The following is an 18,031-nucleotide window of genomic DNA, read 5'->3' as shown; positions in this document are numbered from 1 at the left end:
TAGACAACAGGATCATTTTTTATTTATTCACAGATTAATTAATTGTTGTTTGGCTTTTCGATCTTTCTGGCTAAATTGGTGCTATAATTATGCTTTCCATCTTCACAGAGAAATACATCAAAACAGAATTTAGCTTTCTTTTTAGTTTTATTTTAGCTTTTACAACAGTTGATACTGTTCTATTTGCTTATAATATTATAGCATCTGACTATTAGTTATGAACCTATTTAATCGTCAATTCTGGTATGTTTTTTGGCATCTTACTATTCCCTACTGGTTTTCTGAAGAAAAATGGGGAGCTAGAGCGTTATTAATGGTGTTGTTATTATTAGTTCTCTCAGTAAACGGAGTTGATGTATATTGGAGTTTTATTAATCGAGATTTTATGACAGCGCTCGCCAATAAGAATACATCAAAGTTTTTTTATTTAGCTTTAATTTATATAGGTTCTTTTGTTATTATGATTCCTCTTGTGGTTTTTTATACTTATTTTCAACAAAAATTAAGAATTTATTGGCGACGATGGTTAACTTGTTATTTTTTAGACAAATATTTTAGTAACCGTAATTTTTACACCATTAATTATAATTCCGAAATTGACAATCCTGATGAGCGGATAAGTCAGGATATAGAAGCTTTTACAATAGCGACTCTTGAGTATTTTCTCAAAATTATTGAGAGTATTATTACTTTGATCTCTTTTTTAGGGATTCTTTATTCTATTTCTTTTAGTTTGGTAATCATTGTTATTGTTTATGTTTTTTTGGGAAGTTTTATTACTATTTTATTAGGCAAAAAATTAATTAAGCTCAATTTTAAACAACTTCAAAAAGAAGCTAATTTTCGCTATCAACTTATTTATGTACGGAATCACAGCGAAATGATTGCTTTTTTTATGGGAGAAAAACCCGAATTAAAACAAATTAAAAAAACTTTTAATGCAGTATTTAAAAATTTGATGGAATTGATTGGTTGGCAGCGTAATTTAAGATTTTTTACCGTTGGCTACAATTATTTTCATCTGATTATACCTTCTTTAGTGATTGCTCCTCTCTATTTTAACGGCAAAGTGGAATTTGGTGTAATTACTCAAGCTAATTTGGCTTTTGCTCAAATTCTGTCGGCTTTTTCTTTGATTGTCAGACAGTTTGATAGTTTAAGTGCTTTTATCGCTCAAATTAATCGTTTAGGGTCATTTTTGACGGTGATGAATCTTTCTACTCAAAAACAGCAACAGGAATTCAATTGTATTCATACTCAGATAGATAATAGAATAGCTATTAAAGAAATGACCTTGCTAACCCCCGATTATAAACGAACTTTAATTAAACATCTTTCATTTACCCTGGAACCGGCTTCAGATTTGCTAATTTGGGGGCCAAGCGGCTGTGGAAAAAGTTCTTTGTTAAGAGCGATCGCTGGACTAGACAATGCTGGTACTGGCTTAATTATACGGCCAGATATTGAGCAAATGCTGTTTTTGCCGCAACGTCCCTATATGATTTTAGGAACATTACGAGATCAGTTACTTTATCCCTATCGTAGGAGTCAGGTTAAGGATGAGGAATTACAACAGGTACTCCAGCAAGTTAATCTACAAGGTTTAGAAGAAAGATTCGGCGGTTTTGATGTACAGTATGATTGGAGATCAGTTCTGTCAGTGGGAGAACAACAACGGGTTAATTTCGCCCGTATTTTACTTAACCAGCCAGACTATGTTATTTTAGATGAGGCTACCAGTGCCCTAGACCTCAAAAATGAAAAAGATTTATATAAGTATTTAAAAGACATCGGCATAACTTTTATCAGCACTGGCCATCGTCCCAGTTTATTAGATTATCATGACTATATTCTAGAATTACAGGTTGATTCAAGTTGGAGATGGAAAAAAATGAATTAAGTTGTTACACATGGTATTTAGCCAACTTTTACTGCTTGTAATTACTTAGATTGAGATTTTAAAAATAGCCTTCCGTCTTGTCTTCCGAAATATTCTTGAGCTACTTTCTGATTATTTTCTTCAAATTCCTTAAGAATGTCTATCTTTTCCTGATGAGTCAAAACAACATCTTGAGTATCTTTAAATAATAATCCAATAATATTATTAAATAATTTTGTTGAAAAAGACTCATTTTTTTTCGATAATTTTATTCTCAATAAATGATTAATTTTTTGTCGAACTGGATATGAGAGATACATTTTATTCATGATTAAATTATTAAAAATTCTCATAAATTTAATAGCTTGGATAGAGGGACTTTCATTAATAAAGTCTATATTTTTTAAATAATCTTTATTTTCTTTAAAACTAATGGCTTCTAAAAAATCTCCTATTAAGCCATTTTTCAATTGTTGTTTTTCAAAAACTCTCAAAATGATATTTTCTTTACCAAAAACCTTTCTCCAAGATTGCAAAAAATTATAATAATAAATATAGTCAGGTCTGTCTTCGGTAATGAATTGATGAATATCTTTACCATAAATTCCTATTTTAACTTTTTGATTATACCAAGATTGATAAAATTCATCTTGTTGTCTAATATAAACAACTATTTTAACATCAGAGTTTGATAAATTTTTTTTAATTAATTTAATTCCCTCAAGCTCAAAGTCACTAAAAGATTCTGCACTTATTACTACATTTCTTCCTGAATGCTTATTAATTTCATCATGCAGTCTATTCCATTCTGTTTTAAGGGTATTTCGCCATTCCTCTTGCTTATATAATTTATAACTCACTGGAATATTTAATTCATGTTTGATGGCTATACTTAACTTTTCATGACTCATTAATATACCTGGGTCAAAATCAATAGTTCCCGCCAAAGGATATAAAAAACCTTCCTTTAAAAGTTCTTGCCGTTTTACCGTTAAAAAATGTTGTAGTGTACTTGTACCTGTTTTCGGCGTGCCAATATGTAAATATAACTTAATCATATCGCTCATTTATGTAATTATCAATGGATTTAAGTACCTGGACAAAAGTAAAGTTAACTGTTTGGTAAGGGAACACCGGATCTGGGAACAGGGAAGAGGAAAGGCTTTCAAGGTTTTTACATTTCTTAACATAAAGTGCTTTATTTATGTCCAGGTACTTACCATAAAAAATAGGGTTTTCAAGATTATAAGTCTTTTTTTGACTCATTAAAATTAATTATAGCTTATTACTTCTTTTTTCCAAAGCGCAAATCTAAAATCTTTATTATTTCCTCCTTTTTATAGAGGTAGATTATGGTAATTTATGATAAGCAAACTAAAAAATTATTTTTCATGGGTTTGAAATGAAAGTTCTTTATGACATTTCTCTACTGGGTATAAGCTACAAGTATAATACCCGTACAGGAGCGTTCCGTGTTGCTGAAAAAATTGCCGAAATAATTGCCACTTCAAAAGAATGTGATCTATCTTTCTGTACTTTTTTATGTCCAGAGTTAAATGAGTGGCTTGATCCAGGAGAACTTATGATAGATTGTGCCCTTTCATACTTAGAATCTTGCGATAAATTTTCTGATATAAATTTAGCCACTTCAACTATTGAAAAGTATATTCATAGAAAAATTAGAAGGACTTTGGTAGAATTAAATAAAAAATATAATTTAAACTATATCTCAAGAATATGGCAATCAATATTATTAAAAATAATTGAATTGATGACTAACAATAATCTTTTGTTAACTCCCAGCAATTTAGATAAAAATGATATATTTCATTCTCCCTTTTATCCTTTACCTGAACTCTCACCATCCAACCCAAAACTACAGCGATTTATCACTATTCACGATATCATTCCCCTTTTATATCCAGAATTAGTTGATAAAAAAAATCCGGGGTTAATTCCTCTTACTCATAGGATAGTAAATAGCATAAAATCCTACGATTGGGTATTTTGTGTATCTCAGTCTGGTAAAGATGATTTATGTAACTATTGTCCAGAAATTGATCCTGCTAAAGTGTTTGTTACCCATTTAGCACCCTCAAAAGTTTTTTCTTCCTGTTCCGATCCCGAAAAAATTACTGCCATTAGAAATAAATATAATATTCCTAGGGATTGTCCTTATATCTTAAGTGTCAGTGCTTGGGTAACAAGAAAAAACTTTCCTCATCTCATTCATTGTTTTGCTCAACTGCTACAAGAACAAAAGATTAACGACCTTTATCTTGTTTTAGTTTGTGTAACCATTAAAAATAAACTAGCCGAGTACGAGCAAATTTTACAAGAACATGAAAATTACAATTTATTAAAAGAGCGAATTATTATAACTGATTATATATCTGATGAAGACCTAGCGGCTTTATATAGTGATGCTTTGACCTTTGTCTATCCTTCTTTGTATGAAGGTTTTGGTATTCCACCTCTAGAAGCTATGCAGTGTGGGACTCCAGTCATTACTTCTAATACCTCTTCCCTGCCAGAAGTTGTAGGAGATGCTGGTATTATGGTCGATCCTAGGGATAGAGATGAGCTTTGCCATAATCTTTTTCAGCTATATAATAACTCTAATTTGAGGGAGGAAATGTCTTTAAAATCACTTGAGCAAGCAAAAAAGTTTAGTTGGGAAAAGTTTGGTCAAGAAACAATTAAAGCTTACAAAACTGCTGTATTAAGTCAATAATCAACAAAAAAAATGAGTCAACAGATATTTTTATACACAAATGATAGGGGTATTGGAGGAGTGGCAGAAGATAATCACACCATTATGTGTGCCTTAGCCCAATTGGGTTATCAAGTTACTTGTATTCAACCTCAGCCTTTCAATGAAGATAAAATAAACGAGCAAAAACAGTTAGGAATAAAACATATTTGGGTAGAACCAGAAGGGAAAATATGGCATATAAATTATAATCCCCAAAGTTGGCAAGCCACTTTAAACAATGCTTCCGAACGGCCAGATTTAATTATTTGTAGTAATTGTGATCCCTTCTCTAATTTTGCCGTTAAACAAATCGCTATTAAACGGAAAATTCCCTATATTATACGTGAGGGTTTAGTAGTACCATCTTTCCCTGAGTTTTTTCCAGAATATTTAGATGAACTATTAGATCACTACAATCAAGCTCAGGCAGTAATTACCGTCTCCCAGGATAATCTAAATTTATTACATCAACTCTTCAAAGTGCCTAAAAATAAGGGGCAAGTTATTCATTGTGGAAGACCTCCGGAGTATTTTACTCCTTGTGATCAAGTAATACGTGATCGTCTGCGTCAATCGTTGAATATTCCGGCAGATGGGGTAATTTGTTTTACATCCGCTCGTATAGAAAGACGAAAAGGTTATCAATACCAGATAGAAGCAATTAAACAGTTAGTTCATAGCAAAATCTGGCCTCAACTTTATTTTGTTTGGGCAGGAAGAGAACTATGGCGAGAGCGAAGACTCCAAAGCAAACTTAAACGCATAATAGAAAAATTAAACATCGCTGACAAAGTAATATTTTTAGGTTCTCGTTCAGATATACCAGATTTGCTCAATGCGGCTGATATATTTGTATTTCCTTCCAAATTAGAAGGAATGCCTTTGTGTGTGATGGAGGCGATGGCAAAGGGTTTACCTGTGGTTGCTTCGGCGGTTAGTGGTATACCTGAACAATTGGGAGACACAGGAAAATTAGTCAGCGACCCTAAAATTGAGGAGGAAGCTACCGTCGCAGAATTGGTGACAACTATTGAAGAATGGGCGCTTAATCCGGAATTACGTCGCTCTATTGGTCAAGCTTGCCGGCAACGAGCAGAAAAGATGTTTACAGTAGAACGAATGATGACTAACCTTATGGAAGTCATTAAAAATAGTATGTCAAAAAAACAGAGTTAACTTTAATGAAAATCCAGTTACTTACAAGGTTTTGCTCATGGTAAATGATATTTGTACAAGTCCCACAACTACCATCTTGATTCGTACCAAAAATGAAGCTAAATATATAGGAAAAACTTTAGATATTCTGAATAATCAATCAATCAAACCTAATGAGATTATTGTAGTAGATTCCGGTTCTACAGATGGAACAGTGGAAATTGTCAAGCAAAGAAGTGACATTAAACTCATTCAAATTTCTCCAGAGGAATTTACATTTGGTGGTTCTTTGAACATTGGTTTTAAAGCGGCTACAGGAGAGATCATTCTCTTATTGAGCGCTCATGCTTTTCCCTACGATCAGCACTGGTTACAAAATATGGTTAAACATTTTGATGATCAAAAAGTGGCGGGTGTTTATGGTAAACAGCTACCTCAACCCGATGCTTGGCCAACAGTTGAGCGAGATCATTTAATGTGTTACAAAGACGAGATACGAATTCAGACAGATCCAGATAATATCAAAGAACATTCTTTTTCTAATGCTAATTCTGCGATTCGCCGTCTTTGTTGGGAAAAGCATAATTTTGATGAAATTTTACCGGCTTGCGAAGACCGAGAGTGGGCAGTAACAATGTTAAAGATGGGCTACAAAATTATTTATGAACCTTCAGCCGCCGTTTATCATTCGCATAACGAATCTTTGCTCAAAGTCTATCGCAGAATTTATAAAGAAATAATAGGACTTCAGTCGATTTATCAACTTCGAGTAGGTCGGTTTTATGTTATCAAAAATTGGGCGACATCAGTCTTAGCTGATTTTTGTTTTATTGTTAAAAATAAGAAGAGAAAATTTTGGCTTTTACGAGTCCCTATTTATCGTTTATTCTGGTCTTATGGTTTTTTAAGAGCGAGTTTTTCTAAAAATGTCAAATAATTTTTTAGCTTAAACTTTAAAAACATAAATCAAAAAAATAATTTCTCTAACTAAATCAGGTCAAGTAATGAATAATTCTGTAGCAGAAAAACTCAAAACAAATTTACACCAAAGTTTAACTCAAATTGGCTCATTAACTGAGTGCTGTCTCCTCAATTTTCCTGATTATCATAATATTGGAGATCATCTAATTTGGTTAGGAGAGATTTCTTATTTAACCGAAGCTTGCCCGACCAAAATCCGCTATACTGCCGCCAGCATCTACGATTTTTCTGATGAAGAAATGGAAAAAAAAGCCGGTAAAATACCGATTATTTTTCAAGGAGGCGGTAATTTAGGGGATTTATGGAAAAATCATCAAGAGTTTAGGGAATATGTGATTGCTAAATATCGTGATCGCCCCATTATCATTATGCCGCAAAGCATTTATTTTCAAAATCAGGAGAATTTAAAACAAGCGGCTGATATTTTTAATTCTCATCCTAATTTAACTTTATTTACACGAGAAAATCAGAGCTATGAAATTGCGCTAAAATATTTTAGTAACTGTCAGATATTTAAAACAACTGATATAGCGTTTCAATTGGCGAATACATCTTATTTAACCTCTCTTAATTATGGTCAATCTTCTTCTATTTTGTATCATTGCCGCTTTGACGAAGAACTGAATAAAGATTTTTCATCAGCACCTATTTTCACTCTATCAAATGTTGTTCAAGCTGATTGGGTTTCCTACCAATTAGGAAGACCTTGGAAGATTTGCGAATCAAACCTAGTCAATGCTATAACTGGTGGTCAAGTTATGGGTTTAACTAATGAACTAGAGTTTATGTTGAAAGAGCTACAGCCAATATTTAATTCATACCCAGTAATTTTTAATAGCCTTTATAATTGTAATCATCATCGTATTTCTTGGGCAATAATGCACTGTGGTATTTATCAATTTAAACAACATAAAATGATTATTACAAATCGCTTACATGGGCATATTCTTTGTGTTATTTTAGGTATTCCTCACATTTTTCTCGCTAACTCTTATCATAAAAATCAGTCATTTTATGAAAGCTGGACTCATGAAGTTTCATTTTGTAGATTTGTTAAAGATTCTTCAGAAATTAATCAGGCTGCGGAGTATTTATTAGACAAATCAAGTCAATATTTTCATAATTTATCTTAAAAGGAAATTAAATCATGACTAAAACTCATCTTTGGCCAGAATCAACAGTCGAAACTGATGGCATAACTACCGTTAGTGTGACCATTGAAACTCCAGATAACAATAAAAATATTCTTTGCTATCAAATACCAGCAGAGCATAGTTCTTTACTGACTCCAAACTGTGATCCCTTTGTGGCGGCTGTAATTTTTCTTGCCATGAGTCAAAAAACTGACCTAGTGATTCATGGAGAGGTTTCCCCCTCTTTGTTACGAAATCTAGAGGAATTTCAAGCAGTCTGGTCATGCTGGCGGCCAAATCGTTACCGGCCAGTCGCAATGACCGCAGAAGTTGAACGAGAACCTTTGATAACCGATAGACCTCAAAAAGCTATTTCTGCTTTCTCAGGGGGTTTAGATAGTTGCTTTACGGCCTTTCGTCATAGTCAAGGAAAATGCGGCAGGAGTCAGCGCCCTCTACAAGCAGGGTTGATGGTGCAAGGGTTTGATATTCCTCTGTCTGAATCTGAAGCTTTTGAGCGAGCGGCGCAAAAGTCCAAATTAATGCTCAACAGTCTGGGTTTAGAGCTAATTACCATGAAAACTAACTTTCGAGAATTTCTGGGAAAATCAAAAATTTGGGAGGATGTTCACGGCGCGGCTGTTGCTTCTGGTTTAATGCTATTACAGGGCGGCTATTCTATTGGTTTAATTCCGAGTTCTGATCCTTATAATGCCATTGATATATCTTGGGGTTGGGGTTCAAATCCTTTGACTGATCCTTTGTTGTCAAGCGATTCTTTTAATATATTTCATGATGGAGGCGCTTTTTCTCGTCCCGCTAAACTTGAGCTAGTTGCTCAGTGGCCAGAAGCGTTAGAAAACCTCAGAGTTTGTTGGGAAGGAAAACAAAAAGACCGTAACTGTGGGTATTGTGAAAAATGCGTTCAAGCTATTCTTACTTTTCGAGTGTTAGGACTTGATTTACCGCCCTGTTTTGATAATGATGTTACTAATGAAGAAATTTCTAGGGTTTTGAAAAAAGATCTTTTAATTGAATATGCTCCTATTTTAGCTTTTGCACAAGCGGCTTCTTTATCAGATTCTTGGGTGACAATTTTACGAGAATTTGTGATCGCTAATGCCGTTACAGAAGAACAACCTTTGTGTGCTACTCATCCATACACTTGTTTACGGTGTGCCAGAATGAATTCTCTTGCAGGTTCATCTCGTTGACATCTTCCACAAGCATAAACATCATTACTAATGGGACTTAAACAAAATCTAGCCCCAAATGTACTCCAAACTAGCTTTGTGAGCAGCAAACAAATCAATTTTGGCTTTTTATTAGCTATCTATGTTAGAAATTGCGGGAACGGCTATCACGAGAGGGTTCATTAGAACTGTTCCAATCATCGTGGGAGTTATGAGAATTTCTCGAACTGGGATGATGGCCCGAATTACTAGAATTGCCCCAATCGTCATGGGAATCATGAGAATTTCTCGAATTAGGATGATGGCCCGAATTACTAGAATTGTCCCAATCGTCGTGGGAATCATGAGAATTTCTCGAATTAGGATGATGGCCCGAATTACTAGAATTGTCCCAATCGTCGTGGGAATCATGAGAATTTCTCGAATTAGGATGATGGCCCGAATTACTAGAATTGTCCCAATCGTCGTGGGAATCATGAGAATTTCTTGAACTGGGATGATGGTCCCCATTATGGGAACTTCCCGAACCGCGACTGTGAGAATTTTCACTATGATTTCGGCCAAAACGGTTTCCAGCATTAGCACTCTTAACATCAAAGGTACTGATAAGAACTGTTGCAGATAAACAGCCAATAGCAACCATCCGAATTATAGATAAACTTTGAGATTTAACTAGCATATTTCTTTATTGAAAGTAATAGGGTGTAAGCTGGATTGTTATCCTTATATTTCTTACAACAAGCTCTTCATGGCTTATTCCCAAAATTTCCTCAAAAAAAATTTCGTTGTCTTAATTGCCTACGCGGTTTTGTATACATGAGCGAAAAACCCCACAACGACCCCATAATATATAGAGCCATAGGAACGGTTAGGGGTACGTACAAACCAGTAAAGCGGCTTCAAAAATCTTTAAAAGTCCCTCTAGACAAGGCTCGTTCCTGTTCTCAGATCCGGTGTTCCCTTGCCAAACAGTTAACTTTAATGAATGTCTAGGTACTTAAGCGCTTGTTGTGAATTATTTACAATTTCTTCTAACAAAACTACAAAATGAGCCGCTATCTGTTGAAGGGTTTCAACTTCACATAAATTCTTGGCACCTACCCACCCACAACGTAGTTGATCTTCTTGTTCGGAAATATCAAGCAGTAGGTCAAATTTGGCAAAAGAATAATTCTGTTCTAAAGGTTGAATATTCAGGTCTGGTAAACTAAATCCCTGCTCTAATCCTTTAATATTTTGTAACACCAACAGCGCTTTAAAGAAGGGATTATAAGTTAGATTACAGTCTGGGTGTAAAAGTTTTACAATATACTCAAAGGGAATTTCTTGATGAGAGTATGCGTCTAAGCAAGTTTGTCGAGTTTGTTGCAATAATTCAATAAAACTTTCTTCTAGATTGATTTTACTTCGCATAACTAAGATATTAATAAAAAAGCCGATTAAGCCTTCAGTTTGGCTATGGGTGCGATTAGCGATGGGAGAACCAATACACAGATCATTTTGACCGCTATAACGGGAAAGTAAAAGGCTAAAAGCGGCTAATAAAACCATAAATAAACTAACGCCTTGTTCCTGACTTAAGGTTTTTAATTTTTCTGTTAATTTAGGGTTTAAATTATGAATATAAGAATTACCCTCCTGATTCTCATTAGCACATTTTGGACAATTTATCAATAAATTATCTAGGGGAGGAACATCTTTAAGTTGATTTTTCCAATAGTTAACTTGGGTTTCTAAAGTTCCTTTTTCTAGGCGCTCACGTTGCCAAGCGGCAAAATCAGTATACTCGATAGGTAGTGACGGAAGGGATGGTTTTTGACCTTGAAAAAAGGCATTATAAGCATGATTTAATTCCCGCATAAATATCGCCATAGACCAGCCATCACTGATAATATGGTGCATATTAATTAATAAAATAAATTTTTTAGCTTGGAGTTGTAACAACTTAACTTTAAATAAGGGCCCTACCTTCAAATCAAACGGTTCTAAAGCATGAAAATCAATAAGTTGTTGGACAGTTAAAAATTGAGTATTTTGATCTAAATTTTGTAAATTTTTTAGGCTTAAAATGCTCAGTTTTTCTATTCTTTTAATTTGAGTTTCAGGTTGACCGTTCACCGAAGGAAAATACATTCGTAAACTACTATGGCGATTGACAATATAGGTTAAACTTTGAGAAAGCACCTCAATATTTAAGTCGCCTTTTAATTCTAAGGCAATCGGCATATTATAAATGGGAGAAGGGCCTTTTATTTGCTCTAATATCCACAAACGTTGTTGAGCAAAAGAAAGCTTTTTAGGGCTATTTTCTGGCCGACGGGGAATATCTTCTAATATTATTTCTTGATCTTTTGCCACATCTGCCGATTCATTACAGCATAAATAATTCGCTAAATCTTTAAGGACTGGATATTCAAAGATTTTTTTTAGGGGTAAATCTAGCTTAAATTGGTCACGAATACGGGTAACTAATTGGGTTGCTAAAAGAGAATGACCACCAATTTTAAAGAAATTATCATCTACTCCTATGGGTTCAATCCCTAAAATTTGACTCCAAAGTTCCGCCATCTGGACTTCAATAGGACTACTTGGAGCTAAAAAGCGCTCTGTCAAATGACGAGTATTTTTATCAGGAGTTGGTAGCTTTCTCCGATCTATTTTGCCATTAGAGGTTAGGGGGAAAGCATCGAGCAGTACAAACTCTTGGGGAACCATATAACCGGGCAGTTGTTGTTGAATAAACTCCCGTACTTGGGCGAGTTGTTCAGCTAAAACCTGAGCAGAAAAGGCAGGAATTAAATAAGCGATAAGATTAGTATTTAGTTTAGAGTCATGCTGAACAGTTGTATAATCACTTCGGGCGATAACTACTGCTTCTTTTACGAAAGGATGTTTCAATAAAGCGGCTTCAATTTCTCCTAATTCAATCCGAAAACCGCGTACTTTTACCTGATGGTCAATGCGTCCTAAATATTCAATTTTACCATCGGCTAAATAACGTCCTAAATCGCCTGTTTTATAAAGTCTAGCTTGATTATTACTGAAAGGATCTCGGATAAATTTTTCTTGAGTTAATTCGGGGCGGTTTAAATAACCCCGAGCAATTCCTACCCCACCGATATGAATTTCGCCAATGACCCCTATGGGTACGGGTTGAAGGTGGGAATCTAAAATATAAACCTGAACATTAGCCATCGCACAACCTATGGTCACTTTAGCGTCATTGGGGGTACATTGGGCGATCGTAGCACAGACGCTTGCTTCCGTCGGTCCATAAGCATTAAAAAAGTTTCGCTCCCTTGACCATTGTTTCATAAGTTCGAGAGAACAGGCTTCTCCTGCTACGATCAGGCTTTGTAATGCGGGTAAAGTCTCAACGGGTAAGGCGGCTAAAACCGATGGGGGTAGGGTGACATGGGTAATTTCTTGTTGCCGCAAAAAATCATTTAAAGGCTGTCCCGGCATGATAGCATCTTTGCAAGCTAGATAAAGAGTCGCCCCTGAACCTAAAGCCATTAATATTTCTGAAATGCAAGCATCAAAACTAAAGGAGGCAAACTGGAGAACGCGGCTGTTCTTTTCTACGGAAAAGGCTTCTATTTGGGCTTGAGCAAGGTTATAAACGCCTCGATGTTCTACCATCACGCCTTTGGGTTTGCCTGTGGAACCCGATGTATAAATAAGATAGGCTAGGTTAGCGGCTTCTACAACTCCGGTCAAATTCTCTTGACTATAAGAGGAGATTCTTGGCCAAATTTCTGCTAGTAAAAGTATTTTGGTTTGATTATTTGGTAATTTTTCTAATAATGAAGCCTGGGTTAGTAGGAGAAACGCTTGACTATCTTCTAGCATGAAATGTAAACGTTCTGGGGGATATTCAGGATCAAGGGGAAGATAGGCGGCTCCGGCTTTTAGAATGCCCAGGAGAGCGATAATCATCTCTAAAGAACGTTCTATAGATAGACCTATCAGCGTTTCGGTTTTAATGCCCATTTCCCGCAAATAATGAGCTAATTGGTTTGCTTTTTCGTTCAGTTGGCGATAGGTGAGAGATTGATTTTCAAAAACTAGAGCGATCGCTTCGGGATTAAGGGCGGCTTGTTCTTCCACCAGTTGATGAATACATTGATTGCAACCATAATCTTTTTTATTATTGTTCCAATCTTTCAATAATTGCTGTTGCTCGTCCGACGTTAGGAAGGGAATCAGAGCGACGGATTGTTGGGGATTTTTAGCAATATTTTTTAATAAATTGCGAAAATGGGTCATTAAACGGCTAATAGTTTCTCCGTCGAAAAGATCGCGGCTATAACAACAGTAACCCTCGATAGTGCCGCCTACTTCAGAAAGATGAATCTCTAGATCGAGGGATAGGGAGTCTAACCCTAACCCTGTCTCGATTTTTTCCACCCTTACCCCCGGCAAGTCCCAAGATGCTGAGGGGGCATTTTGGAAGGCAAAAATAATCTGTACTAAGGGATGACGGTCTAAATGCCGTTCAGGTTGCAAGGCTTCGACTAACATCTCAAAAGGTAAATCCTGATGATCATAAGCTTCTTGAGTCGTTTCTCTAACCTGTATCAGAAATTCCTCAAAACTAGGGTTTTTCGAGAGATAAAACCTTAAAACCAAGGTATTGACAAAAAAGCCGATTAGCCCTTCAATTTCAGTCCGGTTACGGTTAGCGATCGGTGAGCCAATCACAATATCATCTTGCCCACTATAACGGGACAACAACACCGCAAATCCGGCTAAAAGGGTCATAAAGAGGGTACAACCGGCTCGCTGACTCAGTTGTTTGAGTTGTTCAGTCAGTTCCCGGTCTAATTGAAATAGTTCCGTTCCCCCGGAAAAACTTTGAGTGGCGGGGCGAGGGCGATCGCTTGGTAATTGATGCAGTAGGGGAATAGTGGCTAATTTCTGTTTCCAATAGCTCAATTGACGCTCTAGCACTTCACCGGTGAACCATTGACGCTGCCAGGAGACAAAATCAGCATATTGAATCGGTAAAGGAGGTAAATCAGCAGTTGCACCCATGCAATGACTTTGGTAATAGGCGGCTAGTTCACGGATTAATATCCCCATTGACCAACCATCTGCCGCAATATGATGTATAGCAATGAGCAAGATGTATTCATCGGTTGCCACTTGCCAGAGTTTGACTCGGAGAACCGAACCATTAGCTAGATCAAAGGGTTCACAGACAGCTTTTGCTAATAAATGGGTGATTTCTTGCTCAGGGTTGCTCAGATGTTGCAGATTAATGACAGGTAATTGGAAGGTGACGTTAGCGGCGATCACCTGAATAGGTTGATTATTTTTAATTTTAAACTGAGTCCGTAGGGGTTCATGGCGTTGTATAAGAGCCTGAAAAGCTTGTTCTAAGGCTTGTAGATTCAATTTACCTTGCAAACGGAGAGTTCGCTCTATGGTGTAAGCGCCGCTTGCTCCTTCTAATTGATGGACAAACCAAAGGCGAGTTTGAGCAAAAGAAAGAGGAATATTTTCTTCTCTTGATCTAGGAATTAGGGTTAGCTTTTCCTTATTATTTGATTTTTTGCCTTGTTGCTGTTTTAGTTTTTGTAAAACTAATTGCCGCTTTTCAGGCGAAAGCTTTTCTAGTTTTTGTAAAATATCACTCATCTTAAAAAAGGGTTAGGTTGTTTTATTTAAATTTCAAGAGATAATTGTTGAACAACTTCTTCTTCAGATAATTGTTCTATTTCTTCTAACATTTGATCTATGTCATCAATTTCTGTCTCTTCAAGTTGCTGGATAACAATTTTTTCAGCTAGTTGAGCAATGGTCGGATTCTCAAAAAAATAACGGAAAGACAATTCCATTTCAAATGTTTCTTTTAGCCGAGAAATAACTTGAGTAGCGAGTAAAGAATGTCCCCCTAATTCAAAAAAGTTATTATATATTCCCACTTTATTTAAGCGAAGAACCTTTAACCAAATAGTTGCTATTTCCTGCTCTATTTCTGTGCAAGGTTCAACAAATTCTACCCAGGTTTGTCTCTGCTGTGGATTGGGATTTGGTAAATCTTGCCGGTTAATTTTACCATTAGTATTAAGGGGAAAAGCGTCTAAAAAAACAAAGTCATTAGGAATCATATAATCTGGCAATTTTTGCATAAGAAAATTCCGTACTATTTTAGGACTTAATTGGGAATTTTTAGCAATGATATAAGCAACTAAATATTTTTCTCCTAAAGAATTTTTTCGTAAAGTAACCACAGCTTGTTTTATTTCAGAATGTAGGACTAAAACGGTTTCAATTTCTTCTAATTCAATACGAAAGCCTCGAATTTTTATTTGATTATTTATCCTGCCTACAAATTCCAAATTACCATCAGGAAGACGACGAGCTATATCTCCTGTTTTATAAAGGATTTCTCCCAAGCTAAAGGGATTAGTAATAAACTTTTCTTGAGTTAATGTTGGCTGATGTAAATACCCTCGTGCTAATCCTAAACCACCAATATACAATTCGCCTGGAATACCTACAGGAACAGGGCGTAAATACTTGTCTAAAACATAAATTTGGGTATTAGTGATAGGTTTGCCAATGGGAATAGTTGTCGCTGTAGTTGATAAGTTTTCTACCAAATACCAAGAAGAAAAAGTAGTATTTTCTGTGGGTCCATAAACATGAAGCAGTTTTTCTGGAGCGCCTTTGTCCAAAACTTCTTGTACCCACCTAGGATCAACCGCTTCCCCACCAAATAATAAATATCTTAAAGAACTAAATGCTTTAGGTACAAAACTAGCAAGCTGATTGAATAAAGCTGTTGTTAAAAATAAGACACTAATCTTTTGGGAGCTAATATTGAAAGCAAATTCTGACGGCGAAAGTAATACAGATTTATTGATAATTACTAACTTTGCTCCGTTAAGTAATGCTCCCCAAATTTCAAATGTAGCAGCATCAAAAGCAATGTTTGCTGCTTGTGCAATGCAATCATCAACTGTTAACTGGATATAGTTAGTGTTTAACACAAGTCTATTTACAGATTGATGAGTTACAACTACTCCTTTAGGTTTTCCTGTAGAACCAGAGGTGTAAATTACATAAGCCAGGTTTTCTCCACTAACTAGGGTATTGAGATTATCTTGATTTGCCAGGGATATTGTTTGCCAGTCAGTATCCAAACAGATAATATGTACGTGATTTTGAGGCAAAGATTTGACTAATTTTTCTTGAGTTAGTAGCACTTTCACCTGAGTGTCTTCAAGCATAAATTTTAAGCGCTCTATTGGATATTGTGGGTCAAAAGGAACATAAGCGCCGCCGGCTTTGAGAATACCAAGTAGTCCCACTATCATTTCTAATGAACGTTCCAAGCACACCCCTACTAATACATCCGCACCTACTCCCAAAGACTGCAAATAATGTGCTAACTGATTAGCACGATGATTCAATTCTTGGTATGTTAATTGTTCATTTTCAAACACCACTGCTACTGCATCTGGTGTACGCTGGACCTGTTCCTCAAATAACTGATGAATACATTTATCGTAGGCATAATCAACCTGGGTATCGTTCCAATCTTTGAGTAATTGCTGTTGCTCTTGCGGCGTTAAAAAGGGAATGAGGACGACTGGCTGTTCGGGATTCTCAGCAATACTTGTTAATAAATTTTGAAAATGTTCTATCATACGCTCAATGGGTTCGGGCGCAAAACGACTGCTATCATAAATAATTCGTCCTGATAATTCTGAGTCAGGGTTAACGACGAGGGTTATAGGATAATTGGTTCTTTCAAAACAATACAGGTCAGTAATTCTTAAAGTTTTGTTTGCAGCCTCTTCGGGATAATCAGGGTAATTCTCAAAAACTAAAATGCTTTCAAATAAAGGCTTACCAGGCAAAATATCACTGTTTTTTTGAATGTCTGCTAGAGAATAATAAGCATATTGTTCTTGTTCAAGCTGTTGAGATTGTAATTCCTTCAGCCAAGGAATTAATGCCATCTGCTCAGAAATTATTAAGCGAATGGGTAAAGTATTAATAAATAACCCAACTCTTTTGTCTACATCCGGCAAATTACTAGGACGACCTGATACTGTAGCACCAAAAATAACGTCACTTTCTCCACTGTAGCGAGACAGCAGTAATCCCCATGCACCTTGCACTATATTATTGAGGGTTAAATGATTTTTTTTTGCTAAAGATTCTAATTTTTGCGAGATTTCTAAAGGTAATTTAAAGGGTATTTGATGATAGGCAACTTGAGAGGTTTTCTGACCGGGTAATTTATCAATTTCTATCGGGGTGGTGGCTTCAAAACCTTGCAATTTATTTTGCCAAAATTTTTGAGCTTTACTGTTGTCCTGTTGTTGTAACCATTGAATATACTCCCGATAAGGATAACAGGGTTTTAAAGTTAAAGATTTGCCCCCTTGATAAGCTTCGTATAAGTCAAAAACTTCTTGCAAAATAATTTGCATTGACCAGCCATCAAATAAGATATGATGATGACTCCAAATAAATTGATAAGTATCGCTGTCTAATTGTATAATTGTAAAACGCATTAGAGGAGCTTCATCTAATGCTATTCCTTTGGCGCGATCCTGTTTTAAAAAGATTTCTAATTGACTTTTTTGTTGCTCGTGATCCCAATGTTGCCAATCATAAATTTTCCAGAATAATTCTACCTGACGATTGACCATTTGCAGGGGTTTTTCTATTTCTTCCCAATAAAAAGAACTACGTAAAACAGGATGACGAGCTACGATTTTTTGCCAAGTTTCTTGGAAAGTCGACAAATTTAATTTTCCTTTTAATGTGCAAATTAGCTGCTCAAAATAAACTTCCGACTCAGGGGAATAAAGACTATGAAACAGCATTCCTTGCTGCATGGGCGAAAGCTCATACAGATCTTCAATATTGTTCATTTGAATACCTCTTTTTCTCTTGGGGTTGGTTTATT

General features: G+C 35.7%; 10 protein-coding genes. 6 read left to right on the top strand and 4 right to left on the bottom strand.

The window, feature by feature from the left end; all coding sequences use genetic code 11:
• The first annotated feature begins 217 nt into the window (after nucleotides 1–217).
• On the top strand, nucleotides 218–1,900 hold the full coding sequence (locus CYAN7822_RS29275; RefSeq protein ID WP_013334584.1) for an ABC transporter ATP-binding protein/permease: 1,683 nt from the start codon (nucleotides 218–220) through the stop codon (nucleotides 1,898–1,900).
• Between the two features lie 41 nt (nucleotides 1,901–1,941).
• Here the strand turns inward: CYAN7822_RS29275 and CYAN7822_RS29270 are convergent, their stop codons facing one another.
• Nucleotides 1,942–2,946 carry a hypothetical protein gene (locus tag CYAN7822_RS29270; protein WP_013334583.1) on the bottom strand — a complete coding sequence of 335 codons (1,005 nt, stop codon included), beginning with the start codon at nucleotides 2,944–2,946 and terminating at the stop codon, nucleotides 1,942–1,944.
• A gap of 335 nt (nucleotides 2,947–3,281) precedes the next feature.
• On the opposite strand from CYAN7822_RS29270, the gene CYAN7822_RS29260 reads away from it, so the two are divergent.
• The 5 genes from CYAN7822_RS29260 to CYAN7822_RS29240 all read left to right on the top strand — a co-directional run bounded on the left by CYAN7822_RS29260 (nucleotide 3,282) and on the right by CYAN7822_RS29240 (nucleotide 9,117).
• Nucleotides 3,282–4,613: a glycosyltransferase family 4 protein gene (locus CYAN7822_RS29260; protein ID WP_013334582.1), complete on the top strand. Its 1,332-nt coding sequence runs from the start codon at nucleotides 3,282–3,284 to the stop codon at nucleotides 4,611–4,613.
• A 12-nt stretch (nucleotides 4,614–4,625) separates the two neighbouring features.
• Complete coding sequence (locus CYAN7822_RS29255; RefSeq protein WP_013334581.1) at nucleotides 4,626–5,810, top strand: glycosyltransferase family 4 protein; 1,185 nt, start codon at nucleotides 4,626–4,628, stop codon at nucleotides 5,808–5,810.
• A gap of 37 nt (nucleotides 5,811–5,847) precedes the next feature.
• The gene (locus CYAN7822_RS29250) at nucleotides 5,848–6,726 is read left to right on the top strand and encodes a glycosyltransferase family 2 protein (RefSeq protein WP_013334580.1); all 879 of its coding nucleotides are present in this window, start codon (nucleotides 5,848–5,850) and stop codon (nucleotides 6,724–6,726) included.
• Nucleotides 6,727–6,793: 67 nt separating this feature from the next.
• Complete coding sequence (locus CYAN7822_RS29245) at nucleotides 6,794–7,903, top strand: polysaccharide pyruvyl transferase family protein (protein ID WP_013334579.1); 1,110 nt, start codon at nucleotides 6,794–6,796, stop codon at nucleotides 7,901–7,903.
• A gap of 14 nt (nucleotides 7,904–7,917) precedes the next feature.
• The gene (locus CYAN7822_RS29240) at nucleotides 7,918–9,117 is read left to right on the top strand and encodes a hypothetical protein (protein ID WP_013334578.1); all 1,200 of its coding nucleotides are present in this window, start codon (nucleotides 7,918–7,920) and stop codon (nucleotides 9,115–9,117) included.
• Between the two features lie 124 nt (nucleotides 9,118–9,241).
• Here CYAN7822_RS29240 and CYAN7822_RS29235 read toward each other — a convergent pair whose 3' ends face one another.
• The 3 genes from CYAN7822_RS29235 to CYAN7822_RS29225 form a co-directional block, all read right to left on the bottom strand.
• Nucleotides 9,242–9,775, bottom strand: a complete 534-nt coding sequence (locus tag CYAN7822_RS29235; protein ID WP_157871981.1) for a hypothetical protein — start codon at nucleotides 9,773–9,775, stop codon at nucleotides 9,242–9,244.
• A 299-nt stretch (nucleotides 9,776–10,074) separates the two neighbouring features.
• Nucleotides 10,075–14,739: a non-ribosomal peptide synthetase gene (locus tag CYAN7822_RS29230; protein WP_013334576.1), complete on the bottom strand. Its 4,665-nt coding sequence runs from the start codon at nucleotides 14,737–14,739 to the stop codon at nucleotides 10,075–10,077.
• Between the two features lie 26 nt (nucleotides 14,740–14,765).
• Nucleotides 14,766–17,996 carry a non-ribosomal peptide synthetase gene (locus CYAN7822_RS29225; RefSeq protein ID WP_013334575.1) on the bottom strand — a complete coding sequence of 1,077 codons (3,231 nt, stop codon included), beginning with the start codon at nucleotides 17,994–17,996 and terminating at the stop codon, nucleotides 14,766–14,768.
• Nucleotides 17,997–18,031 lie beyond the last annotated feature (35 nt).

Source organism: Gloeothece verrucosa PCC 7822 (genome assembly GCF_000147335.1).
Taxonomy (GTDB): Bacteria; Cyanobacteriota; Cyanobacteriia; order Cyanobacteriales; family Microcystaceae; genus Gloeothece; species Gloeothece verrucosa.
Note: the sequence above shows the minus strand (reverse complement) of the source record. Positions and strands in the feature narration are given on the sequence as shown.

Excerpts from the sequence above, each read along its gene's own strand:
- CYAN7822_RS29275 (WP_013334584.1), top strand. The coding sequence starts at position 218 with ATGAACCTATTTAATCGTCAATTCTGGTATGTTTTTTGGCATCTTACT.
- CYAN7822_RS29270 (WP_013334583.1), bottom strand. The coding sequence starts at position 2,946 with ATGAGCGATATGATTAAGTTATATTTACATATTGGCACGCCGAAAACA.
- CYAN7822_RS29260 (WP_013334582.1), top strand. The coding sequence starts at position 3,282 with ATGAAAGTTCTTTATGACATTTCTCTACTGGGTATAAGCTACAAGTAT.
- CYAN7822_RS29255 (WP_013334581.1), top strand. The coding sequence starts at position 4,626 with ATGAGTCAACAGATATTTTTATACACAAATGATAGGGGTATTGGAGGA.
- CYAN7822_RS29250 (WP_013334580.1), top strand. The coding sequence starts at position 5,848 with ATGGTAAATGATATTTGTACAAGTCCCACAACTACCATCTTGATTCGT.
- CYAN7822_RS29245 (WP_013334579.1), top strand. The coding sequence starts at position 6,794 with ATGAATAATTCTGTAGCAGAAAAACTCAAAACAAATTTACACCAAAGT.
- CYAN7822_RS29240 (WP_013334578.1), top strand. The coding sequence starts at position 7,918 with ATGACTAAAACTCATCTTTGGCCAGAATCAACAGTCGAAACTGATGGC.
- CYAN7822_RS29235 (WP_157871981.1), bottom strand. The coding sequence starts at position 9,775 with ATGCTAGTTAAATCTCAAAGTTTATCTATAATTCGGATGGTTGCTATT.
- CYAN7822_RS29230 (WP_013334576.1), bottom strand. The coding sequence starts at position 14,739 with ATGAGTGATATTTTACAAAAACTAGAAAAGCTTTCGCCTGAAAAGCGG.
- CYAN7822_RS29225 (WP_013334575.1), bottom strand. The coding sequence starts at position 17,996 with ATGAACAATATTGAAGATCTGTATGAGCTTTCGCCCATGCAGCAAGGA.